Origin of the sequence: Sanguibacter sp. A247, from assembly GCF_052324925.1 — a bacterium.
Lineage (GTDB): Bacteria > Actinomycetota > Actinomycetes > Actinomycetales > Cellulomonadaceae > Flavimobilis.
In genome coordinates this window covers 486,648-503,568 of sequence record NZ_JBQPRE010000001.1, presented here as the reverse complement: position 1 = coordinate 503,568, position 16,921 = coordinate 486,648, and the positions used below count along the sequence as shown (strand labels likewise).

Annotated in this window: 13 protein-coding genes and 1 pseudogene; 6 read left to right on the top strand and 8 right to left on the bottom strand. The window is 70.9% G+C overall.

What is annotated here, in order from left to right; all coding sequences use genetic code 11:
• Positions 1-68 precede the first annotated feature (68 nt).
• From ACTVCO_RS02220 to ACTVCO_RS02200, 5 genes and pseudogenes are all read right to left on the bottom strand, one after another.
• Positions 69-1,025 (bottom strand): ABC transporter substrate-binding protein, encoded by a 957-nt coding sequence (locus ACTVCO_RS02220; protein ID WP_443726752.1) that lies wholly within the window; start codon positions 1,023-1,025, stop codon positions 69-71.
• A gap of 208 nt (positions 1,026-1,233) precedes the next feature.
• Positions 1,234-2,739, bottom strand: a complete 1,506-nt coding sequence (araA, locus tag ACTVCO_RS02215; RefSeq protein ID WP_443726751.1) for an L-arabinose isomerase — start codon at positions 2,737-2,739, stop codon at positions 1,234-1,236.
• 23 nt (positions 2,740-2,762) lie between these two features.
• Positions 2,763-3,458 carry an L-ribulose-5-phosphate 4-epimerase gene (locus tag ACTVCO_RS02210; RefSeq protein WP_443727137.1) on the bottom strand — a complete coding sequence of 232 codons (696 nt, stop codon included), beginning with the start codon at positions 3,456-3,458 and terminating at the stop codon, positions 2,763-2,765.
• 111 nt (positions 3,459-3,569) lie between these two features.
• Positions 3,570-5,186 (bottom strand): annotated as a pseudogene (locus tag ACTVCO_RS02205) (FGGY-family carbohydrate kinase); the annotation flags it as partial.
• Positions 5,187-5,291: 105 nt separating this feature from the next.
• Entirely contained in the window at positions 5,292-6,329 is a 1,038-nt protein-coding gene (locus tag ACTVCO_RS02200) for a LacI family DNA-binding transcriptional regulator (protein ID WP_443726750.1), read from the bottom strand.
• Positions 6,330-6,427: 98 nt separating this feature from the next.
• On the opposite strand from ACTVCO_RS02200, the gene radA reads away from it, so the two are divergent.
• Together radA and disA are read left to right on the top strand one after the other, a co-directional pair.
• Positions 6,428-7,831, top strand: a complete 1,404-nt coding sequence (gene radA / locus ACTVCO_RS02195; RefSeq protein WP_443726749.1) for a DNA repair protein RadA — start codon at positions 6,428-6,430, stop codon at positions 7,829-7,831.
• Between the two features lie 50 nt (positions 7,832-7,881).
• Complete coding sequence (gene disA / locus ACTVCO_RS02190) at positions 7,882-8,946, top strand: DNA integrity scanning diadenylate cyclase DisA (protein ID WP_443727136.1); 1,065 nt, start codon at positions 7,882-7,884, stop codon at positions 8,944-8,946.
• Positions 8,947-8,984: 38 nt separating this feature from the next.
• On the opposite strand, the gene ACTVCO_RS02185 is transcribed toward disA, so the two are convergent.
• The gene (locus ACTVCO_RS02185; protein ID WP_443726748.1) at positions 8,985-9,599 is read right to left on the bottom strand and encodes a hypothetical protein; all 615 of its coding nucleotides are present in this window, start codon (positions 9,597-9,599) and stop codon (positions 8,985-8,987) included.
• 188 nt (positions 9,600-9,787) lie between these two features.
• Between ACTVCO_RS02185 and ACTVCO_RS02180 the strand changes: the two genes are divergently transcribed.
• Complete coding sequence (locus ACTVCO_RS02180) at positions 9,788-10,678, top strand: A/G-specific adenine glycosylase (protein ID WP_443726747.1); 891 nt, start codon at positions 9,788-9,790, stop codon at positions 10,676-10,678.
• 99 nt (positions 10,679-10,777) lie between these two features.
• Here the strand turns inward: ACTVCO_RS02180 and ACTVCO_RS02175 are convergent, their stop codons facing one another.
• Both ACTVCO_RS02175 and ACTVCO_RS02170 read right to left on the bottom strand, forming a co-directional pair.
• Positions 10,778-11,293 carry an amino-acid N-acetyltransferase gene (locus ACTVCO_RS02175; RefSeq protein ID WP_443726746.1) on the bottom strand — a complete coding sequence of 172 codons (516 nt, stop codon included), beginning with the start codon at positions 11,291-11,293 and terminating at the stop codon, positions 10,778-10,780.
• A gap of 166 nt (positions 11,294-11,459) precedes the next feature.
• Entirely contained in the window at positions 11,460-12,461 is a 1,002-nt protein-coding gene (locus ACTVCO_RS02170) for a sugar-binding transcriptional regulator (RefSeq protein WP_443726745.1), read from the bottom strand.
• A 151-nt stretch (positions 12,462-12,612) separates the two neighbouring features.
• Here ACTVCO_RS02170 and ACTVCO_RS02165 point away from each other — a divergent pair, with 151 nt between their 5' ends.
• The 3 genes from ACTVCO_RS02165 (at position 12,613) to glpK (ending at position 16,844) form a co-directional block, all read left to right on the top strand.
• The gene (locus ACTVCO_RS02165) at positions 12,613-14,364 is read left to right on the top strand and encodes a glycerol-3-phosphate dehydrogenase/oxidase (RefSeq protein WP_443726744.1); all 1,752 of its coding nucleotides are present in this window, start codon (positions 12,613-12,615) and stop codon (positions 14,362-14,364) included.
• A gap of 102 nt (positions 14,365-14,466) precedes the next feature.
• The gene (locus tag ACTVCO_RS02160; protein WP_443726743.1) at positions 14,467-15,204 is read left to right on the top strand and encodes an MIP/aquaporin family protein; all 738 of its coding nucleotides are present in this window, start codon (positions 14,467-14,469) and stop codon (positions 15,202-15,204) included.
• Positions 15,205-15,326: 122 nt separating this feature from the next.
• The gene (gene glpK / locus ACTVCO_RS02155; protein ID WP_443726742.1) at positions 15,327-16,844 is read left to right on the top strand and encodes a glycerol kinase GlpK; all 1,518 of its coding nucleotides are present in this window, start codon (positions 15,327-15,329) and stop codon (positions 16,842-16,844) included.
• Positions 16,845-16,921: the final 77 nt, after the last annotated feature.

Sequence of the window (16,921 nt, the reverse complement as noted above, 5' to 3'; positions counted from 1 at the left end):
GCCTCTTCCTGCTCGCTGGTCTGCCGACGGCGTCCGGCCCGCGGCTGCGGGCCGGACGCCGGGGTGGGTCAGAAGGTCCGCGCGTCGATGAACTCCTGCGTGATCGTCTGGTCGAAGGCCTCGTCGATAACGATGGTCTCCTTCGGGACGTCCTCGCCGGCGTTGACCTTGCGGATAAGCTCGGCGAGCTGGTCGCCAAAGGCAGGGTTGCACTCGACGACGTAGTTGAACTTGCCGTCCTTGAGCGCCTGGAGGCCGTCACGCACACCGTCGACCGTGACGATCTTGATGTCGACGCCGGGCTTCTTGCCGGCGGCCTCGAGTGCCTCGATCGCGCCGAGACCCATGTCGTCGTTGTGCGCGAAGATGAGGTCCATCTCGGGGTAGGCGGCGAGTGCGCCCTCGACCGCGGCCTTGCCCTCGGCGCGGGTGAAGTTGCCTGAGGCCTCGCCGATGACGTTGTCACCGACGACCTCGCGGAAGCCTTCCTGTCGGTTGGTCTGCGCGCCCGAGCCCATGGTGCCCTGCAGCTCGAAGATCTTGGCGTCGGGGTGGTTGGCCTTGACCCACTCGCCTGCCGTGCGGCCTTCCTGGGTGAAGTCGGCACCGACCCAGGTGACGAACGGGTCGGCGACCGTCGTGTCGACCGTGCGGTCGACGAGGACGAGCGGGATCTCTGCGTCCTTGATGTCCTGGAGGACCTCGTCCCAGCCGGTCTCGATGACGGGCGAGAACGCGATGACGTCGACGTCCTGGCTGATGAAGTCGCGCAGGGCCTTGATCTGGTTCTCCTGCTTCTGCTGGGCGTCGACGAACGTGAGCTCGAAGCCCTTCTCGGCGGTGAGGTTGGCCTTGACGGACTCAGTGTTGGCGGTGCGCCAGCCGGACTCTGCTCCGAGCTGCGAGAAGCCGACCTTGATGGCGTCGGAGCTGGATCCCCCGTCGTCGCTGCATGCAGCGAGTCCGCCGAGGGCGAGGGTGGCGAGCGCGGCGATCGTGACCCGCGCAACCTGTGTGTGTCGCATTACTCCTCCTTGAGATGCCGCGGCCGACGTTGGCCGCGCTGGTGCGGGAGTCGTCGTTGACCCTCCGCTGCGATGTTAGCGCTAACAAAATGCGGTCTCAACCCCTCGTGATCACCGTTCCATAACGGAACCGTGACGGACCCGAGAAGCCACCGCACGAGCGCGCCGCCCCGACAATCCGGGGGCGGCAGCGCCCCTCCGGTGGGTGCTAAAACCCTTGCGCCACCCGGAAGTACACCTGGTTCCACCTCACCTGATCAGCGAAGCCGCGCCGCGTCGTGCTCTCATCGATGACGAGCAGCTCCGTCCGCGCGATCTCGGCAAAGATCTCGAACACCTCCACGCCCGCCGCGGTCGACATCACCGTGTGGTGAGAGCCACCCGCCGTGAGCCAGCACTCGGCCGACGTCGCGAGGTCCGGCCGCGGACGCCACACGGCCCGCGCCACCGGAAGGTGGGGAAGCCGCGGGTGCTCGACCAGGTCGACGACGTTCGCCGTGAGCCGGAACCGCTCGCGCATGTCCGTCAGCGACACCACGACACCCACCCCGGGAGCGGAGTCGAAGACCATCCGCACCGGGTCGTCCTTGCCGCCGATCCCCAGCGGATGAATCTCGATCCGCGGGCGCGAGGCGGCGAGCGACGGGCACACCTCGAGCATGTGCGCACCGAGGATCCGCTCGTCACCGGGCGTGAGGTCGTAGGTGTAGTCCTCCATGAGCGACGCCCCGCCGGGCAGGCCCTCGCCCATGACCTTCGCGGCGCGCACAAGGATGGCGGTCTTCCAGTCGCCCTCGGCGCCAAACCCGTAGCCCTTGGCCATGAGCCGCTGAACCGCCAGGCCCGGAAGCTGCGTGAGCCGACCAAGATCCTCAAAGTTCGTCGTGAACGCCTTCGCGTCCAGCCCCACGAGCATCCGCTCGATCGCGATCTCCTGCCGGGCCGCGTCACGCAAGGACTCGTGCCGCTCCCCTCCCGCACGCAGCTCGGGCGCGACGTCGTAGAGCTCCTCGTACTCGGCGACGAGCGGGTCGACCTCCGCGTCCGTCACCGCGTCGACCACGTCGACCAGGTCGTTGACCGCCCACGTCGTGACGTTGACGCCGAACCGCAGCTCCGCCTCGGTCTTGTCGCCCTCGGTCACCGCGACGTCGCGCATGTTGTCGCCGAACCGGACGAGCCGCATCTCGTGCGTCGCCGCCCACCCAGCCGCAGCCCGCACCCACGCACCGACGCGCGCGGTCACGGCCGGGTTCGTCACGTGGCCGACGACCGTCGTCCGAGCGATGCCCAGCCGCGTCTGGATGTACGCGTGCTCGCGATCGCCGTGCGCAGCCTGGTTGAGGTTCATGAAGTCGAAATCGATCGTGTCCCACGGCAGCGCGACGTTCGCCTGCGTGTGCAGGTGCAGAAGCGGCTTGCGCAGCTGGTCGAGCCCCTGGATCCACATCTTTGACGGGCTGAACGTGTGGGCCCACGTGACGACGCCGATGACGCGGTCGTTGCTCGTCGCGTCGAGCATGGCCCGACGGATCGATGCCGCGTCCGTGAGCACCGGGCGCCACACGATCCGAGCCGGGACGTCAGCGGATTCGTCGAGCAGCCGCGCAACCTCGCGCGACTGCTCAGCGACCTGCTCGAGCGTCCCCGGCCCGTAGAGGGCCTGGCTGCCGGTGAGGAACCAGATCTCGGCGTCAGGGTAGGGCTTGGTCATGGTGATCTCCGTGGTGGCCAGCGTCAGTGCTGGCCGTAGACGTTCTGGTAGCGGGCGTAGAGGGAGTCGACGTGGTGCTGCGGGATGAGGTCGGGCTCGCCGAGCTGTCGCGAGATGTGGAGGGTGCGGGCGACCTCCTCGACCATGACCGCGGCCTTGACCGCGGCGGTCGCGTCGCGGCCGATCGTGAAGGGGCCGTGGTTGCGCATGAGGACGGCAGGGCTGCGCGACCCCGCGAGGGTCGCGACGATGCCGCGCCCGATCGAGTCGTCGCCGATGAGCGCGAACGGTCCGACGGGCACGGGTCCGCCGAACTCGTCGGCCATCATCGTGAGCGCGCACGGGATCTCCTCGCCGCGCGCCGCCCAGGCCGTCGCGTACGTCGAGTGCGTGTGGACGACTCCCCCGACGTCGGGCATGTGGCGGTAGACGTAGGCGTGCGCGGCCGTGTCCGACGACGGTGCTCGATCGCCGTCGACGAGGTTCCCGTCGAGGTCGCACACGACCATCGACTCGGGCGTGAGCTCGTCGTACGTCACGCCCGACGGCTTGATGACGAGCAGATCGTCACCGCCGGGGACCCGGACGCGCTGGGAGACGTTGCCCGCGGTCCACACGACGAGGTCCCACCGGGGCAGCTCGGCGTGGAGGCGGGCGACGTCGGCCCGGACCCGCGCGACGTCGGCCTGGACGTCGAGCGGCAACGAGGCAAGGGTCACGGCGCGCGGGGTTGCGGCGTCGTCGGGCTGCCCGGATGCGGCGGGCGCACTGGGTGCGGGCACGGGTGCGGACGCAGGCCCGGGCACGGGTCCGGACACGGGCGCGGGCGCGAGCGTGCGGGCCGCGGCCGCAACGGACTCGAGCCCCGCCGCGTAGCGCTCCAGGTAGGTCGCGTACCCCGCGACGTCGGCCGCGTCCGGCTCGACGACCGTCGCACCCGCACCCGCCGTGACCACACGGTCGAGGTGGTCCGCAAGGTCGGGCACGGTCCCGTCGCCCGAGGCGACCTCGTGGCGCAGCGCCGCGAGCACAGCCATGCCCCACGCGCCGCCCTCACCCGCGGTCTCCCCCACCGCGACGGGCGCGCCCACGGCCGCCGCGCAGAAGCGCTGAGCCACACCGGCCGTCCGGAAGATCCCGCCATGGGCACGCAGCACATCGATGACGACGCCCTCGCTCGCCAGAACCCGCAGACCCAGGCTGAGGGTCGCGAAGACCCCGTAGACCTGTGCGCGAGCGAGGTTGGCGAGCGTGAGGCGGCTCGACGGGGTGCGCGCGACGAGCGGCGCCCCGGCGTCGAGCTGCGCAACGGGCTCGCCCGAGACCTGGTTGTACGCATAGATGCCGCCGGCGTCGGCGGCTCCGCTCGGCGCTGCACCGAGGAACGCAGCGAAGACGTCGTCGGGCGCTGCCGTGACCCCGAGCGCGTCGGCCAGCTCACCGAACACGCTCGTCCACGCGCCGAGCTCGCTCGCACCGTTGTTGCAGTGGACCATCGCGACCGGGTCGCCCGCGGGCGTCGTCACCACGTCGATCTCGGCGTGCACGCGCGTGAGCGGCTGCTCGAGGACGACCATCGCGAAGATCGACGTCCCCACGGACACGTTGCCCGTACGCGGGCGCACCGCGGCGGTCGCAACCATGCCGGTCCCCGCATCGCCCTCGGGCGGCGCGACGGGGACGCCGGGACGCAGGGTTCCGCTCGGGTCGAGGTAGCGCGCCCCGGCTTCAGTGAGCGTGCCCGCGTCCGCGCCCGCGACGAGCGGCGTGGGCAAGAGGTCGAGCAGGTGCAGGGGGTGACCGTGCTCGGCGAGGAGCGCGTCGACCGTGCGCAGCCCGGCGGCGTCGTAGGTTCTGGTCGCGGGGTCGATCGGGAACATGCCCGACGCGTCGCCGACCCCGAGCACGTGCTGCCCCGTGAGCCGGTGGTGCACGTAGCCGGCCAGGGTCGTGAGGCGCGCGAGCCGCGCGACGTGGGGTTCGTCGTCGAGAACCGCCTGGGTGAGGTGCGCGACGGACCAGCGCAGCGGGATGTTGACGCCCAGCCGCTCGGTGAGCTCGGCCGCAGCCGGGCCGGTCGAGGTGTTGCGCCACGTGCGGAAGGGGACGAGGAGCTCGTCGTCGACGTCGAGTGCGAGGTAGCCGTGCATCATCGCGGAGACTCCGAGACCGGCGAGCGTGCGGGGGCGGACCCCGTGCCGCGCCTCGGCGTCCGCGAGGACGGCGGCGACCGCGGCCGCGAGACCGGTCTCGACCGCGTCGAGCGAATACGTCCAGACTCCGTCGACGAGGTCGTTCTCCCAGTCGTGGGCGCCCTGGGCGAGCGGGGCGAGGTCGGCGTCGACGAGGACTGCCTTGATGCGGGTCGAGCCCAGCTCGATGCCCAGGATGGCGCGGCCCTCGGTGAGGGTGAGGGCTGCGTCGGGGCGGGGGCGTCGTTGCTCCATGCGCAGATGTTAGCGCTCACAATTCTGAATCGGCAAGCGCGGGCACGACGACGACGCAAGAACGCGCGGGCCTCCCCTGCACCAGGCCAGCCACGGACGAGAGCGTCACCGACGCCGGGCCGTCGACCCCCGCACGACGAGCTCCGGCACGAGCGGCGCGGTCTCCGGCTCCCCGCCCGCGACCATGCGGTCCGTCGCCGCGAGCGCGCGACGACCCAGAGCCTGAAAGTCCTGCCGCACCGTCGTGAGCGGCGGGATGAAATGATCCGCACCCGCGATGTCGTCGAAGCCGACGACCGACACATCCCTCGGCACGACGAGCCCGCACTCCCAGAACGCGCGCAGCAGCCCGAGCGCGATCTGATCGTTAGCCGCGAAGATCGCCGACGGAAGGCCCTCGCGCACGAGCCGCAGCCCGCACTCGTGACCGAAGTCGGCCGTCCAGTCACCCTGCACGAGCGCCCCCGTCGCCCCCGGCGACCCGTCGAGCGCCCCACGCCACCCCACCAGGCGCGCACGCGCGTCGAACCAGTCCTGCGGCCCCGCGACATGCAGCACGTCACGGTGCCCCAGCCCTAGCAGGTGCTCGGTCGCAAGACGCCCGCCCGCCACCTGGTCGACGCTCACCGAGCGCACGGGCGACGCGCCCGCACCGCGCGCGTCGACGCTCGACGACGACACCATGACGATCGGAACCGGAGCGCCCAGCGCGAGGATGGCACGGGTCGCGTCAACCTGCGGTGCGACGACGATGATCCCCTCGACCCGCTGCTCGAGAAACTGCTCGACCGTCGCGGACATCCGGCTCGGCTCGAACGACGTCACCGTCGCGACCGTGACGACATAGCCGTGCTCGCGCGCAGCGAGCTCGATCCCCAGAAGCGTCGAGGACGGGCCGAACAGCGCCGAGCCCGTCGTCACCACACCCAGCACTCCCGAACGGCGCGTCACGAGCGCGCGCGCCGCGCTGTTGCGCCGGTAGCCCAGCTGCTCGATGGCCTGGAGAACCGCCTCGCGCGTCTGCGAGCGCACGTTCGGATGGTCGTTGAGGACGCGTGAGACAGTCTGGTGCGAGACCCCCGCGATGAGCGCAACGTCAGCCATCGACGGCGCACGGCCGGACGCGGGTGCACCTGCGGACATGAGGTTCCTCCTCCGGCCCGCAGCACACGGACCCGGCCCCACTATCGCAGGTCTACGCGCGTGCCACCGATGTCCGTGGCCGCAGATACCGTGTCGCCATGGCCAGTCGCACCGCTCGTCCCCGCCCCGCGTTCCGCTGCACCGAATGCGGGTGGACGACCGCCAAGTGGGTGGGGCGCTGCGGCGAGTGCCAGGAGTGGGGCACGGTTGCTGAGGTCGACTCACCCGCGGGCCCGCGCACGGCCGCCACGTCCCCCGCCCGCACTCCGGCGATCCCGATCTCGGACGTCTCGGTCGACTCGGCCCGTGCGAGCGCGACCGGCGTGGCCGAGCTCGATCGCGTGCTCGGCGGCGGGCTCGTGCCCGGCGCCGTCGTGCTCCTTGCGGGCGAGCCAGGCGTCGGCAAGTCGACCCTCCTGCTCGACGTCGCAGCGATCACCGCGACCGGGGGCCGCACCGTCCTCTACGTCTCAGGCGAAGAATCTGCGGGTCAGGTGCGGCTGCGTGCCGAACGCATCGGCGCGCTCGCGCCCTCGCTCCTGCTCGCGTCCGAGACCGACCTGGGGACCGTGCTCGGCCACGTCGAGGCCAACGATCCCGACCTCCTCATCGTCGACTCGGTCCAGACGATCGCCTCGAGCGCCGTCGAGGGCGGGCCGGGCGGCGTCGCCCAGGTGCGCGAGGTCGCGTCGGCCATCATCCAGGCCGCCAAGTCCCGCAACATGCCGGTCCTGCTCGTCGGGCACGTGACGAAGGACGGCTCGGTCGCCGGGCCCCGCACTCTCGAGCACCTCGTCGACGTCGTCTGCACGTTCGAGGGCGACCGGCACTCGAGCCTGCGGCTCGTGCGCGCGGTGAAGAACCGTTACGGCCCGACGGACGAGGTCGGGTGTTTCGAGCTCACGGAAGACGGGATCGTCGGGTTGGCTGATCCGTCAGGCCTCTTCGTCTCCACCGCGGTGCACGACGTCCCCGGGACGTGCGTGACCGTGACGCTCGAGGGCCGCCGCCCCCTTCCGCTCGAGGTCCAGGCGCTCACCGTGCCCTCGACCGTGCCCAACCCGCGGCGCACGACCAACGGCCTCGACTCCTCGCGGCTCGCGATGCTCCTCGCCGTCATGCACCGCTTCGCCGGGCTGCGGCTCGACCAGCAGGACGTCTACGCGTCGACGGTCGGCGGGCTGCGCGTCTCCGAGCCGGCCGCCGACCTCGCGGTCGCGCTCGCCGTCATGAGCGCGGCCCGCCACCGGGCCCTGCCCCGCGGGACGGTCGCGATCGGCGAGGTCGGGCTCTCGGGCGAGCTGCGGCCCGTCGCAGCGCTCGCCCGACGCCTAGGAGAGGCGGCGCGGCTCGGCCTGCGCACGGCCGTCGTGCCCGCGAGCTCCGCCTCCCAGCTCGACCCCGCACGCCTGCCCGCGGGCCTCACCCTCCGTCCCGTCCATCACATCGCCGAGGTCGCCGAGCTCTTCTTCGCCGACGCTGAGGACCGCGCCACCGCCTGAGAACGACGCGGGGCGGCTAGGATCGCGACGTGCCACAAATCTCCGCCCACATGGACTCCCAGCTCCGTGACACCCTCATGGCTGTCGCGCCCGGCACCGAGCTCCGCGACGGCCTCGAACGCATCCTCCGCGGCCGCACCGGGGCACTCATCGTCATGGGCATGGACCCGCTCGTCGAGTCCCTGTGCTCGGGCGGGTTCGAGCTCGAGGTCGAGTTCTCGGCGACCCGCCTGCGCGAGCTCGCCAAGATGGACGGAGCAGTCGTCCTCGACCCCCGCACGTCACGCATCGTGCGCGCAGCCGTCCAGCTGCTGCCGGACTCGACGATCCCCACGTCCGAGTCCGGGACGCGCCACCGCACCGCCGAGCGCGTCGCCAAGCAGACCGGCTTCCCCGTCATCTCCGTGTCGCAGTCGATGCGCATCGTCGCCGTCTACACGGGCGGCGGCCGCCACGTCCTCGAGGACACCGAGGTCATCCAGTCCCGCGCCAACCAGGCCCTGTCGACGCTCGAGCGTTACCGCGCCCGCCTCGACGAGGTCTCTGGCACGCTCTCGGCGCTCGAGATCGAAGACCTCGTCACCGTGCGCGACGTGTGCGCGGTCGTCCAGCGCCTCGAGATGGTCTCGCGGATTCACGAAGAGATCGCCGGCTACGTCATCGAGCTCGGCACCGACGGGCGCCTTCTCGCGCTCCAGCTCGACGAGCTCGTCGGCGGCCTCGGCTCCGACCGTGACGCCGTCATCCGTGACTACGTCGAGCTGCGCGCCAAGGACCGCTCGATCACCGACGTCCTCCACGCGCTGTCGCTCCTCGACTCCACCCAGCTGCTCGACCTCTCGCAGATCGGCCGCGTGCTCGGCCTTCCGGGTGGCGGCGACGCCCTCGACGCGGCCGTCGCACCCCACGGCTACCGCCTGCTCTCGAAGGTTCCGCGTCTGCCCGGCGCGATCGTCGAGCGGCTCGTCATGCACTTCGGCGGCCTGCAGCGCCTGCTCTCGGCCACGATCGAAGAGCTCATGGGCGTCGACGGCGTCGGCGAACAGCGCGCCCGTGCCGTGCGCGAGGGCCTCTCGCGCCTCGCCGAGTCGAGCATCCTCGAGCGTTACGTGTGATCGTGCGCGGCGTTCACGTCACGTGAGCCCCGCGCGCGCTACTTGAGGACGAACACGATCTCCTTCGAGGCGACGCCCAGGACCTCGGCGGTCGCCCGGTACGTTCCTGCCTTGGCGACGACGCCCTTGCGCGGGCAGCCCGCCTCAGATCGCGTGCGGTTCCACGTGAGAGTCGTTGCCTCGGACTTGCCCGCGCCGATGAGCAAGGTCTTGCCCTTGTCCGGGGACTTCGCACAGTCGCTGCTGTTCCACACGCGCGCGGGGCCCGAGGTCACGGTGACGGCCCGAGTCTTGGCCGACACGTCGACGAGGCACGGCGACGTCGACGTGTTCGTCATCGTCACCGTGAAGGCGGGCTCGGTGTCGGCCGCAAAGTCGGAGCCGTTCGCCTCGAGCGAGGAGGTGAGGGTCTCCGGGACGCAGATCGGCACCCCACCCTTGCCGGTCGCCTGCGGTGTGGGGGTCTCGGCGGCGGTCGCGGCGGCGCCGGGCGTGCCGGGCGCCTTCTTCTCGGGCGCGTCGTCGCCGCCGAGCTTCGAGACGAGCGCAATCGCGAGCGCGACCACGGCGACGAGCACGACGAGCACCGCCAGTCGTCGGCGCCAGTAGACCCGCGGCGGCAACGAACCCGTCGGTCGCAGCAGAGTGCTCATGGGTGCTCCTCATCAGGCAGGTCCTGCGCCCACGGTAGTGCGGACGACCGACATTGCCACGGCAGGCTCGCCGGGACGACGAACGGCACCCGACAGCGCGCGTCGTCGTGGTCCCGCGGACGGCACGGGACACTCCGCATTCGACGCGGGATGCCGCTGGACGCCACGAGGTCTGGCACGATCGGGGCGTGCCCGCCCCCACGTCGTCGCCCGCGCTCCTGCGAGCGCGCATCGTCGAGTGGTTCGCTCGTGCGGCGCGACCGTTGCCGTGGCGTGCCGCCGACCGGACGCCGTGGGGTGTCCTCGTCTCCGAGGTCATGTCGCAGCAGACTCCCGTCGCACGCGTCGAGCCGTCGTGGCTCGCGTGGCTCGAACGCTGGCCGACGCCCGCTGACCTCGCGACGGCAGACGCCGCCGACGTGCTGCGCATGTGGGGGACCCTCGGCTACCCGAGGCGCGCCTTGCGTCTTCAGGAGTGCGCGCGCGACATCGTCGGGCGACACGGCGGCACGGTTCCGTCGTCGTACGAGGACCTGCTCGCGCTGCCCGGGATCGGGCCGTACACGGCGGGGGCGGTGGTCGCGTTCGCCTTCGGGCGGCGCGCGGTCGTGCTCGACACGAACGTGCGGCGCGTCCTTGCCCGCGCGGTCGCTGGCACGGCGCTGCCGCATCCGCAGCAGACGGCTGGCGAGGTCCGGCTCGCGGCCGAGATCCTGCCGGACGACGACGCGTCGGCCGCCGCATGGTCTGCGGCGTCGATGGAGCTCGGGGCGCTCGTGTGCACGGCTCGCGTGCCGCGGTGCGGGCAGTGCCCGGTCGCGGACCTCTGCGCGTGGCGGCTCGCGGGGTTCCCGCCCGACGAGCATGCGGGACGTCGTCGGACGCAGGCGTGGGAGGGCACGGACCGGCAGTGCCGCGGGCGTGTCATGGGCGTGCTGCGCGAGGCGTCGGGCCCGGTCCCGCGTGCGGGGCTCGCGACCCTCTGGCCCGACGCAGCCCAGCTGGACCGTTGCCTAGCGACCCTCATCGAGGACCACCTGGCGGAGGAGTCCCCGGAGGGCCTCCACCTCCCCCGCTAGAGCCCACCGATCCGGCTACCCGCAGGTTTGTGCTCTAGCCGCAGGTCTAGACCCGCGGGTGGAGCACAAAGCTGCGGGTAGGCGGGCTGCGTCGAGGTGCTAGAGGTGGAGGAGCATGCGGGTGTTGCCTAGGGTGTTCGGTTTGACTCTGGCGAGGTCGAGGAACTCCGCGACGCCGTCGTCGTGCGAACGCAGCAGCTCGGCGTAGACCTCGGGCGTGACGACCGTCCCGTCGATCTCCTCGAAGCCGTGGCGGGCGAAGAAGTCGACCTCGAACGTTAGGCAGAAGACGCGCTCGAGGCCGAGCGCCCGTGCGCGATCGAGGAGCGCGTCGAGGATCGCGTGCCCGACGCCTGTGCCCACCCATCCCGGCACGACCGCGAGCGTGCGGATCTCTGCGAGGTCCGCCCACATGACGTGGAGCGCGCCGCAGCCGACGACCTCGCCCGCCCCATCAACCGCGACGACGAACTCCTGCACGGCCTCGTAGTAGGTGACCTGCTCCTTCGCGATGAGGATGCGTCGGTGCGCGTACGGCTCGACGAGCTCGCGGATCGCGCGGACGTCAGCGGGCAGGGCGGAGCGGACAGTGAAGGGCGGTGCGGCTGGGCTCACGCGAGAACGCTACTCCCCGACGCTCGCCAGACGGTGCCCGCATCCAGCAACGCCAAGGTGGTTGACATCGTAAGGATCTCGCACCATGGCCAGAGGCACCCGACTCCCAGCGCTTGCCAGGCAGTGTGCAGAAGTGCGACGAGTCGGGGCAGGGCGGGTCGGAGGGTCAGGGACGGGGGTCGCGCACGTCCGTCCACGCCTCGTCGTCGTCGACGCCGTCGTCGAGCTCGAGGAGGCGCTGCGCCGTGAGCTCGTCGGTGATGAGGTGCGTCGGCACACCCGCGAGGAGCGCGGCACGCAGCGGCACGGCCTTGTTGTCGCCCGCGACCGCGCATACGCGACGTGGGATGAGCCGCAGCTGCGCGGGCGTCGGACCGGTTGCGCGTGCGTTGATCGCCACGTCGGCGTACGAGCCGTCGGCGCGCAGGAACACGGTGCACACGTCGCCGACGACGCCCTCGAGGCCAAGCAGCTCGACGTCCTCGGGCTCGAGGTAGCCCGCCGAATAGACGTGGCTCGGCAGCTCACCCTCGAGTGCGCCCACCGAGAACAGGGCGATGTCGGCGCGCCGCTGAACGTCGAGGATGCGCCGCACGGAACGTTCGCGCCACATCGCGTCGCGCGTCTCGGCAAAGTCAAAGAATGCCGGAACGGGGAAATGGTGGACGTGGGCGCCAAAGGCGCGTCCGTAGCCAGAGATGAGGTCGCCCGCATAGTCGACTCCGCTCGACCGCGTGTTGGCGGCGCCGTTGAGCTGGACGACGGCCGAGCCGCGCGTCTGCTTCTGCTGCAGGTGCCCACCGATCGCGTGAATCGTCGTCCCCCACGCGATCGCAAGCACCATCTCGGAGTCGAACCACGAGCCGACGAGTCGCGCCGCGGCACGCGCAACGTGGTCGAGGCGATCAGACTGGCCTGCCGAGTCCGGAACGGGCGCCACGTAGGCGTCGATCCCGTACCGGTCACGGATGCGCTGGGTGAGGCCCGGCGCACGCGATTGCGTCGGGCGCAGCGTGATCTCGACAACCCCCGTCTCGCGCGCCTCCTTGATGAGACGCGAGACGGTCGAGCGCGACGTCCCCAGCTGACGCGCGATCGTCTCCATCGTCATGTCTTGCAGGTAGTACATCGACGCCGCCGCCAGGACGTCACGTCCACGTGCACGCATGGCCACCTCACCAGCCCACAAGTCCGGCCCCGGGGGCTTTTGCCGGGGATCTAGGTCCTAGCCTTGCACATCTGTGCAGCCCGGTTGCGCGTCCGTGCCAACGCTGGTTGCGTGGGCATCACCAGGTCGACGACGACGAAAGGTGTCACCCATGTCCGTCTCCGGAGCCGCGTCCCGCCTCACCCCGGCAACGCGTCGGACATCGCTCGACGCCCTGCGCGCCTCGGCGACCGAGCCGCTCGACGTCCTCGTCGTCGGCGGCGGCGTCACCGGCGCCGGGATCGCCCTCGACGCCGTGAGCCGCGGTCTCACGACCGCGATCGTCGAAGGCCAGGACTGGGCGTCAGGCACGTCCTCCCGCTCGTCCAAGCTCGTCCACGGCGGCCTGCGTTACCTGCAGATGCTCGACTTCCACCTCGTCAAGGAAGCCCTCACCGAGCGCGACCTGCTCATCAAGAAGCTCGCACCACACCTCGTCAAGCCCGTCTCCTTCCTCTTCCCCCTCGAGCACAAGGTCTGGCAGCGCGCCTACATCGGCGCAGGCGTCGCCCTGTACGACGGCCTCGCGACGCTCGCTCCGGGCTCCCGGGCCATGCCGTGGCACCGGCACCTCACGCGTACCGGCATGGAAAAGCTCTTCCCCGACCTCCGCCACGACGCCGCGGTCGGCGCGCTGCGCTACTGGGACGCATCGGTCGACGACGCCCGCCTCGTCCTCACGCTCGTCCGGACAGCCGCCGAGTACGGCGCGCACGCCGCAACCCGCACGCAAGTCGTCGAGCTGACGTCGACGCCGTCGGGCCGCGTCGACGGCGCCGTCCTCGAGGACCTCGAGACCGGCGACCGCTTCCCCGTCAAGGCCCGCCACGTCATCAACGCAACCGGCGTGTGGACCGAGGAGACCGAGTCGCTCGCCGGGACCGAGGGCGGCCTGCGGGTCCTCGCATCCAAGGGCATCCACATCGTCGTCCCCCGCGAACGCATCCGGGGAACCGTCGGGCTCATCCTGCAGACCGAGAAGTCGGTCCTCTTCGTCATCCCGTGGTCCCGCTACTGGGTGATCGGCACGACCGACACGCCGTGGGAGCAGGAGCTCACGCACCCCGTCGCGACCGCAGCCGACATCGACTACGTCCTCGACCACGCCAACGCCGTGCTCGCCGACCCGCTCACGCGCGACGACATCATCGGCACGTGGGCCGGCCTGCGGCCCCTGCTGCAGCCCGGGACCAAGGAGGGCACGAGCTCGGCCAAGGTCTCCCGCGAGCACACGGTCGCCTCCCCCACCCCCGGCCTCACCGTCATCGCAGGTGGCAAGCTCACGACCTACCGGGTCATGGCAGAGGACGCCGTCGACTTCGCGCTCGGTGCCGAGGCCCGCACCCGCCCGTCAGTGACCGCACAGACGCCCCTGCTCGGCGCCGTCGGGCTCGAGGCCCAGCGCAACTGGGCCAGGCGCCACGCCCGCACCTACGGGTGGGACCGCGCGATGCTCGACCACCTCTTCCACCGTTACGGCTCGCTCGTCGGCGACCTCGTCGCGCTGTGCGAGGCGGACCCGAGCCTCGCCCGACCCCTCGAGCACGCCCCCGCCTACCTGCGGGCTGAGATCGCGTACGCGGTCGAGGCCGAGGGAGTCCTTCACCTCGAGGACCTGCTGCTCCACCGCACCCGCCTCAACTACGAGATCCGTGACCGCGGGCTCGCAGCGCTCGACGAGATCTCCCAGATCGCCGCGGACCGGCTCAGCTGGGACGAGGCCCGACGGGCCGACGAGATCGCGTCGTACACCGCCCGTGCAGAGGCTGAGGCCGCTGCCGAGCACGAGCCCGACGACGCCGCGGCAGAGCGCACGCGCCTCGCCGCCGCAGACGTCAGCCCGCTCATCCCGCTCAACCGCTGACAACTACGAGGAGGGCCGGACGGCCCTCCTCCCCCGATCCCCCGACCACACCGACGTGGCCGGGTCGTGACAACGAAGTCCACCCAGAAAGAGAGCACCTCCATGTTGATGGACGCCTTCTGGTCCGAAGTACTCGGGACCGCGATCCTCCTGCTCCTCGGTGGCGGTGTCGTCGCCACCGTCCTGCTGCCCAAGTCGAAGGGGTTCGACGGCGGCTGGCTCCTCATCAACTTCGGCTGGGGCCTTGCGGTCTTCGCCGGTGTCTACGTCGCGTTCAAGTCCGGCGCCCACCTCAACCCCGCCGTGACGATCGGTCTCTTCGCAGCCGGTGAACCGTTCTACACAGGGGCGGACGGCGCCACGATTGACCCGACCGTCGCTCACATGTTCACGTACTTCGGAGCAGAGATGCTGGGCGCCTTCCTCGGCGCCGTCGTCATGTTCCTCGCATTCAAGAAGCACTTCGACGAGGACGCCGACGCGGGCGCCAAGCTCGCCGTGTTCTCGACCGGCCCGGCGATCCGCTCGTACGGCTGGAACCTCCTCACGGAGATCATCGGCACGTTCGTCCTCGTGTTCTGGGTCGTCATCCAGGGCAAGACGCCCACGCAGATCGGCCCGCTCGCCGTCGCCCTCATCGTCGTCGTCATCGGTACCTCGCTCGGTGGCCCGACGGGGTACGCGATCAACCCGGCTCGTGACCTCGGCCCCCGCATCGCGCACGCGCTCCTGCCCATCAAGGGCAAGGGGTCGAGCGACTGGAGCTACGCCTGGGTGCCGGTCGTCGGACCGCTCATCGGCGGCATCATCGGCGGCCTCGTCGGCGCGGCCTACATGTGACCTCACGTGAGCGGCGCGTCCACGCGCCGCTCACGCCACCGCGCCTCAGGCGCGGCCCACGCACCGCACCCGGGTGCGACCACGCAGCTCCTCCGACCACGACGACGTGAAGGAACCCCATCATGGAGAAGAAGTACGTCCTGGCGATCGACCAGGGCACGACCAGCTCGCGCGCGATCCTCTTCACGCACGACGGCACGATCCACTCCGTCGGCCAGCTCGAACACGACCAGATCTTCCCGCAGGCCGGCTGGGTCGAGCACAACCCTGAGCAGATCTGGAACAACGTCCGCGAGGCCGTGGGCATCGCGCTCACGCGCGGCAACGCGTCGCACGACGAGATCGCGGCAGTCGGCATCACGAACCAGCGCGAGACCGCGGTCGTGTGGAACAAGACGACCGGCAAGCCGGTCTACAACGCGATCGTGTGGCAGGACACGCGCACGCAGAAGATCGTCGACGAGCTGGGCGGCGCTGACGGCCCCGAGAAGTACAAGGACATCGTCGGCCTGCCGCTCGCCACGTACTTCTCAGGGCCCAAGGTCAAGTGGATCCTCGACAACGTCGACGGCGCCCGCGAGGCTGCCGAGCGTGGCGACCTCGTCTTCGGCAACACCGACACGTGGGTCCTGTGGAACATGACCGGCGGCGTCGAGGGCGGCATCCACGTGACCGACGTGACGAACGCGTCGCGCACGATGCTCATGAACATCGACACGCTCACGTGGAACGAGGACATCGCCAAGGACATGGGCATCCCCATGTCGATGCTCCCGGAGATCCGCTCCTCGTCCGAGGTCTACGGGCACGGCCGCCCTCGCGGCATGGTTCCCGGCGTGCCGATCGCTGGCATCCTCGGCGACCAGCAGGCCGCGACGTTCGGTCAGGCGTGCTTCGAGGTCGGCACGGCCAAGAACACGTACGGGACGGGCAACTTCATGCTCCTCAACACGGGCACCGAGCCCGTGCGCTCAGAGAACGGCCTGCTCACGACCGTCTGCTACAAGATCGGCGACCAGCCGACGGTCTACGCCCTCGAGGGTTCGATCGCCGTCACGGGTTCGCTCATCCAGTGGCTGCGCGACAACCTGGGCATGTTCGATGACGCACCTGACGTCGAGCACCTGGCACGCAAGGTCGACGACAACGGCGGCGCGTACTTCGTGCCCGCGTTCTCCGGCCTGTTCGCGCCGCACTGGCGTGCGGACGCACGCGGTGCGCTCGTCGGGCTCACGCGCTACGTCAACAAGAATCACATCGCGCGCGCAGCCCTCGAGGCGACGGCCTTCCAGACGCGTGAGGTGCTCGACGCGATGAACGCTGACTCGGGCGTCCCTCTCAAGGAGCTCAAGGTCGACGGCGGCATGGTCGCCAACGAGCTGCTCATGCAGTTCCAGGCGGACATCCTCGACGTCGAGGTCGTGCGGCCGGAGGTTGCGGAGACGACGGCGCTCGGCGCGGCCTACGCGGCCGGGATCGCCGTCGGCTTCTGGTCCGGCGAGCAGGACGTGCGCGACAACTGGGTTGAGGGCGGGCGCTGGAAGCCGACCATCGACCCGGCGGAGCGCGACCGCCAGTACCGCCTGTGGAAGAAGGCCGTCACGAAGACCCTCGACTGGGTCGACGACGACGTCCTCTGACCCAGCAGACCCGCGAGAGGAGGCCCTCGCCCATCGCCGAGCGCGACGGGCGGGGGCCTCCTGCCGGATGTCGGTGG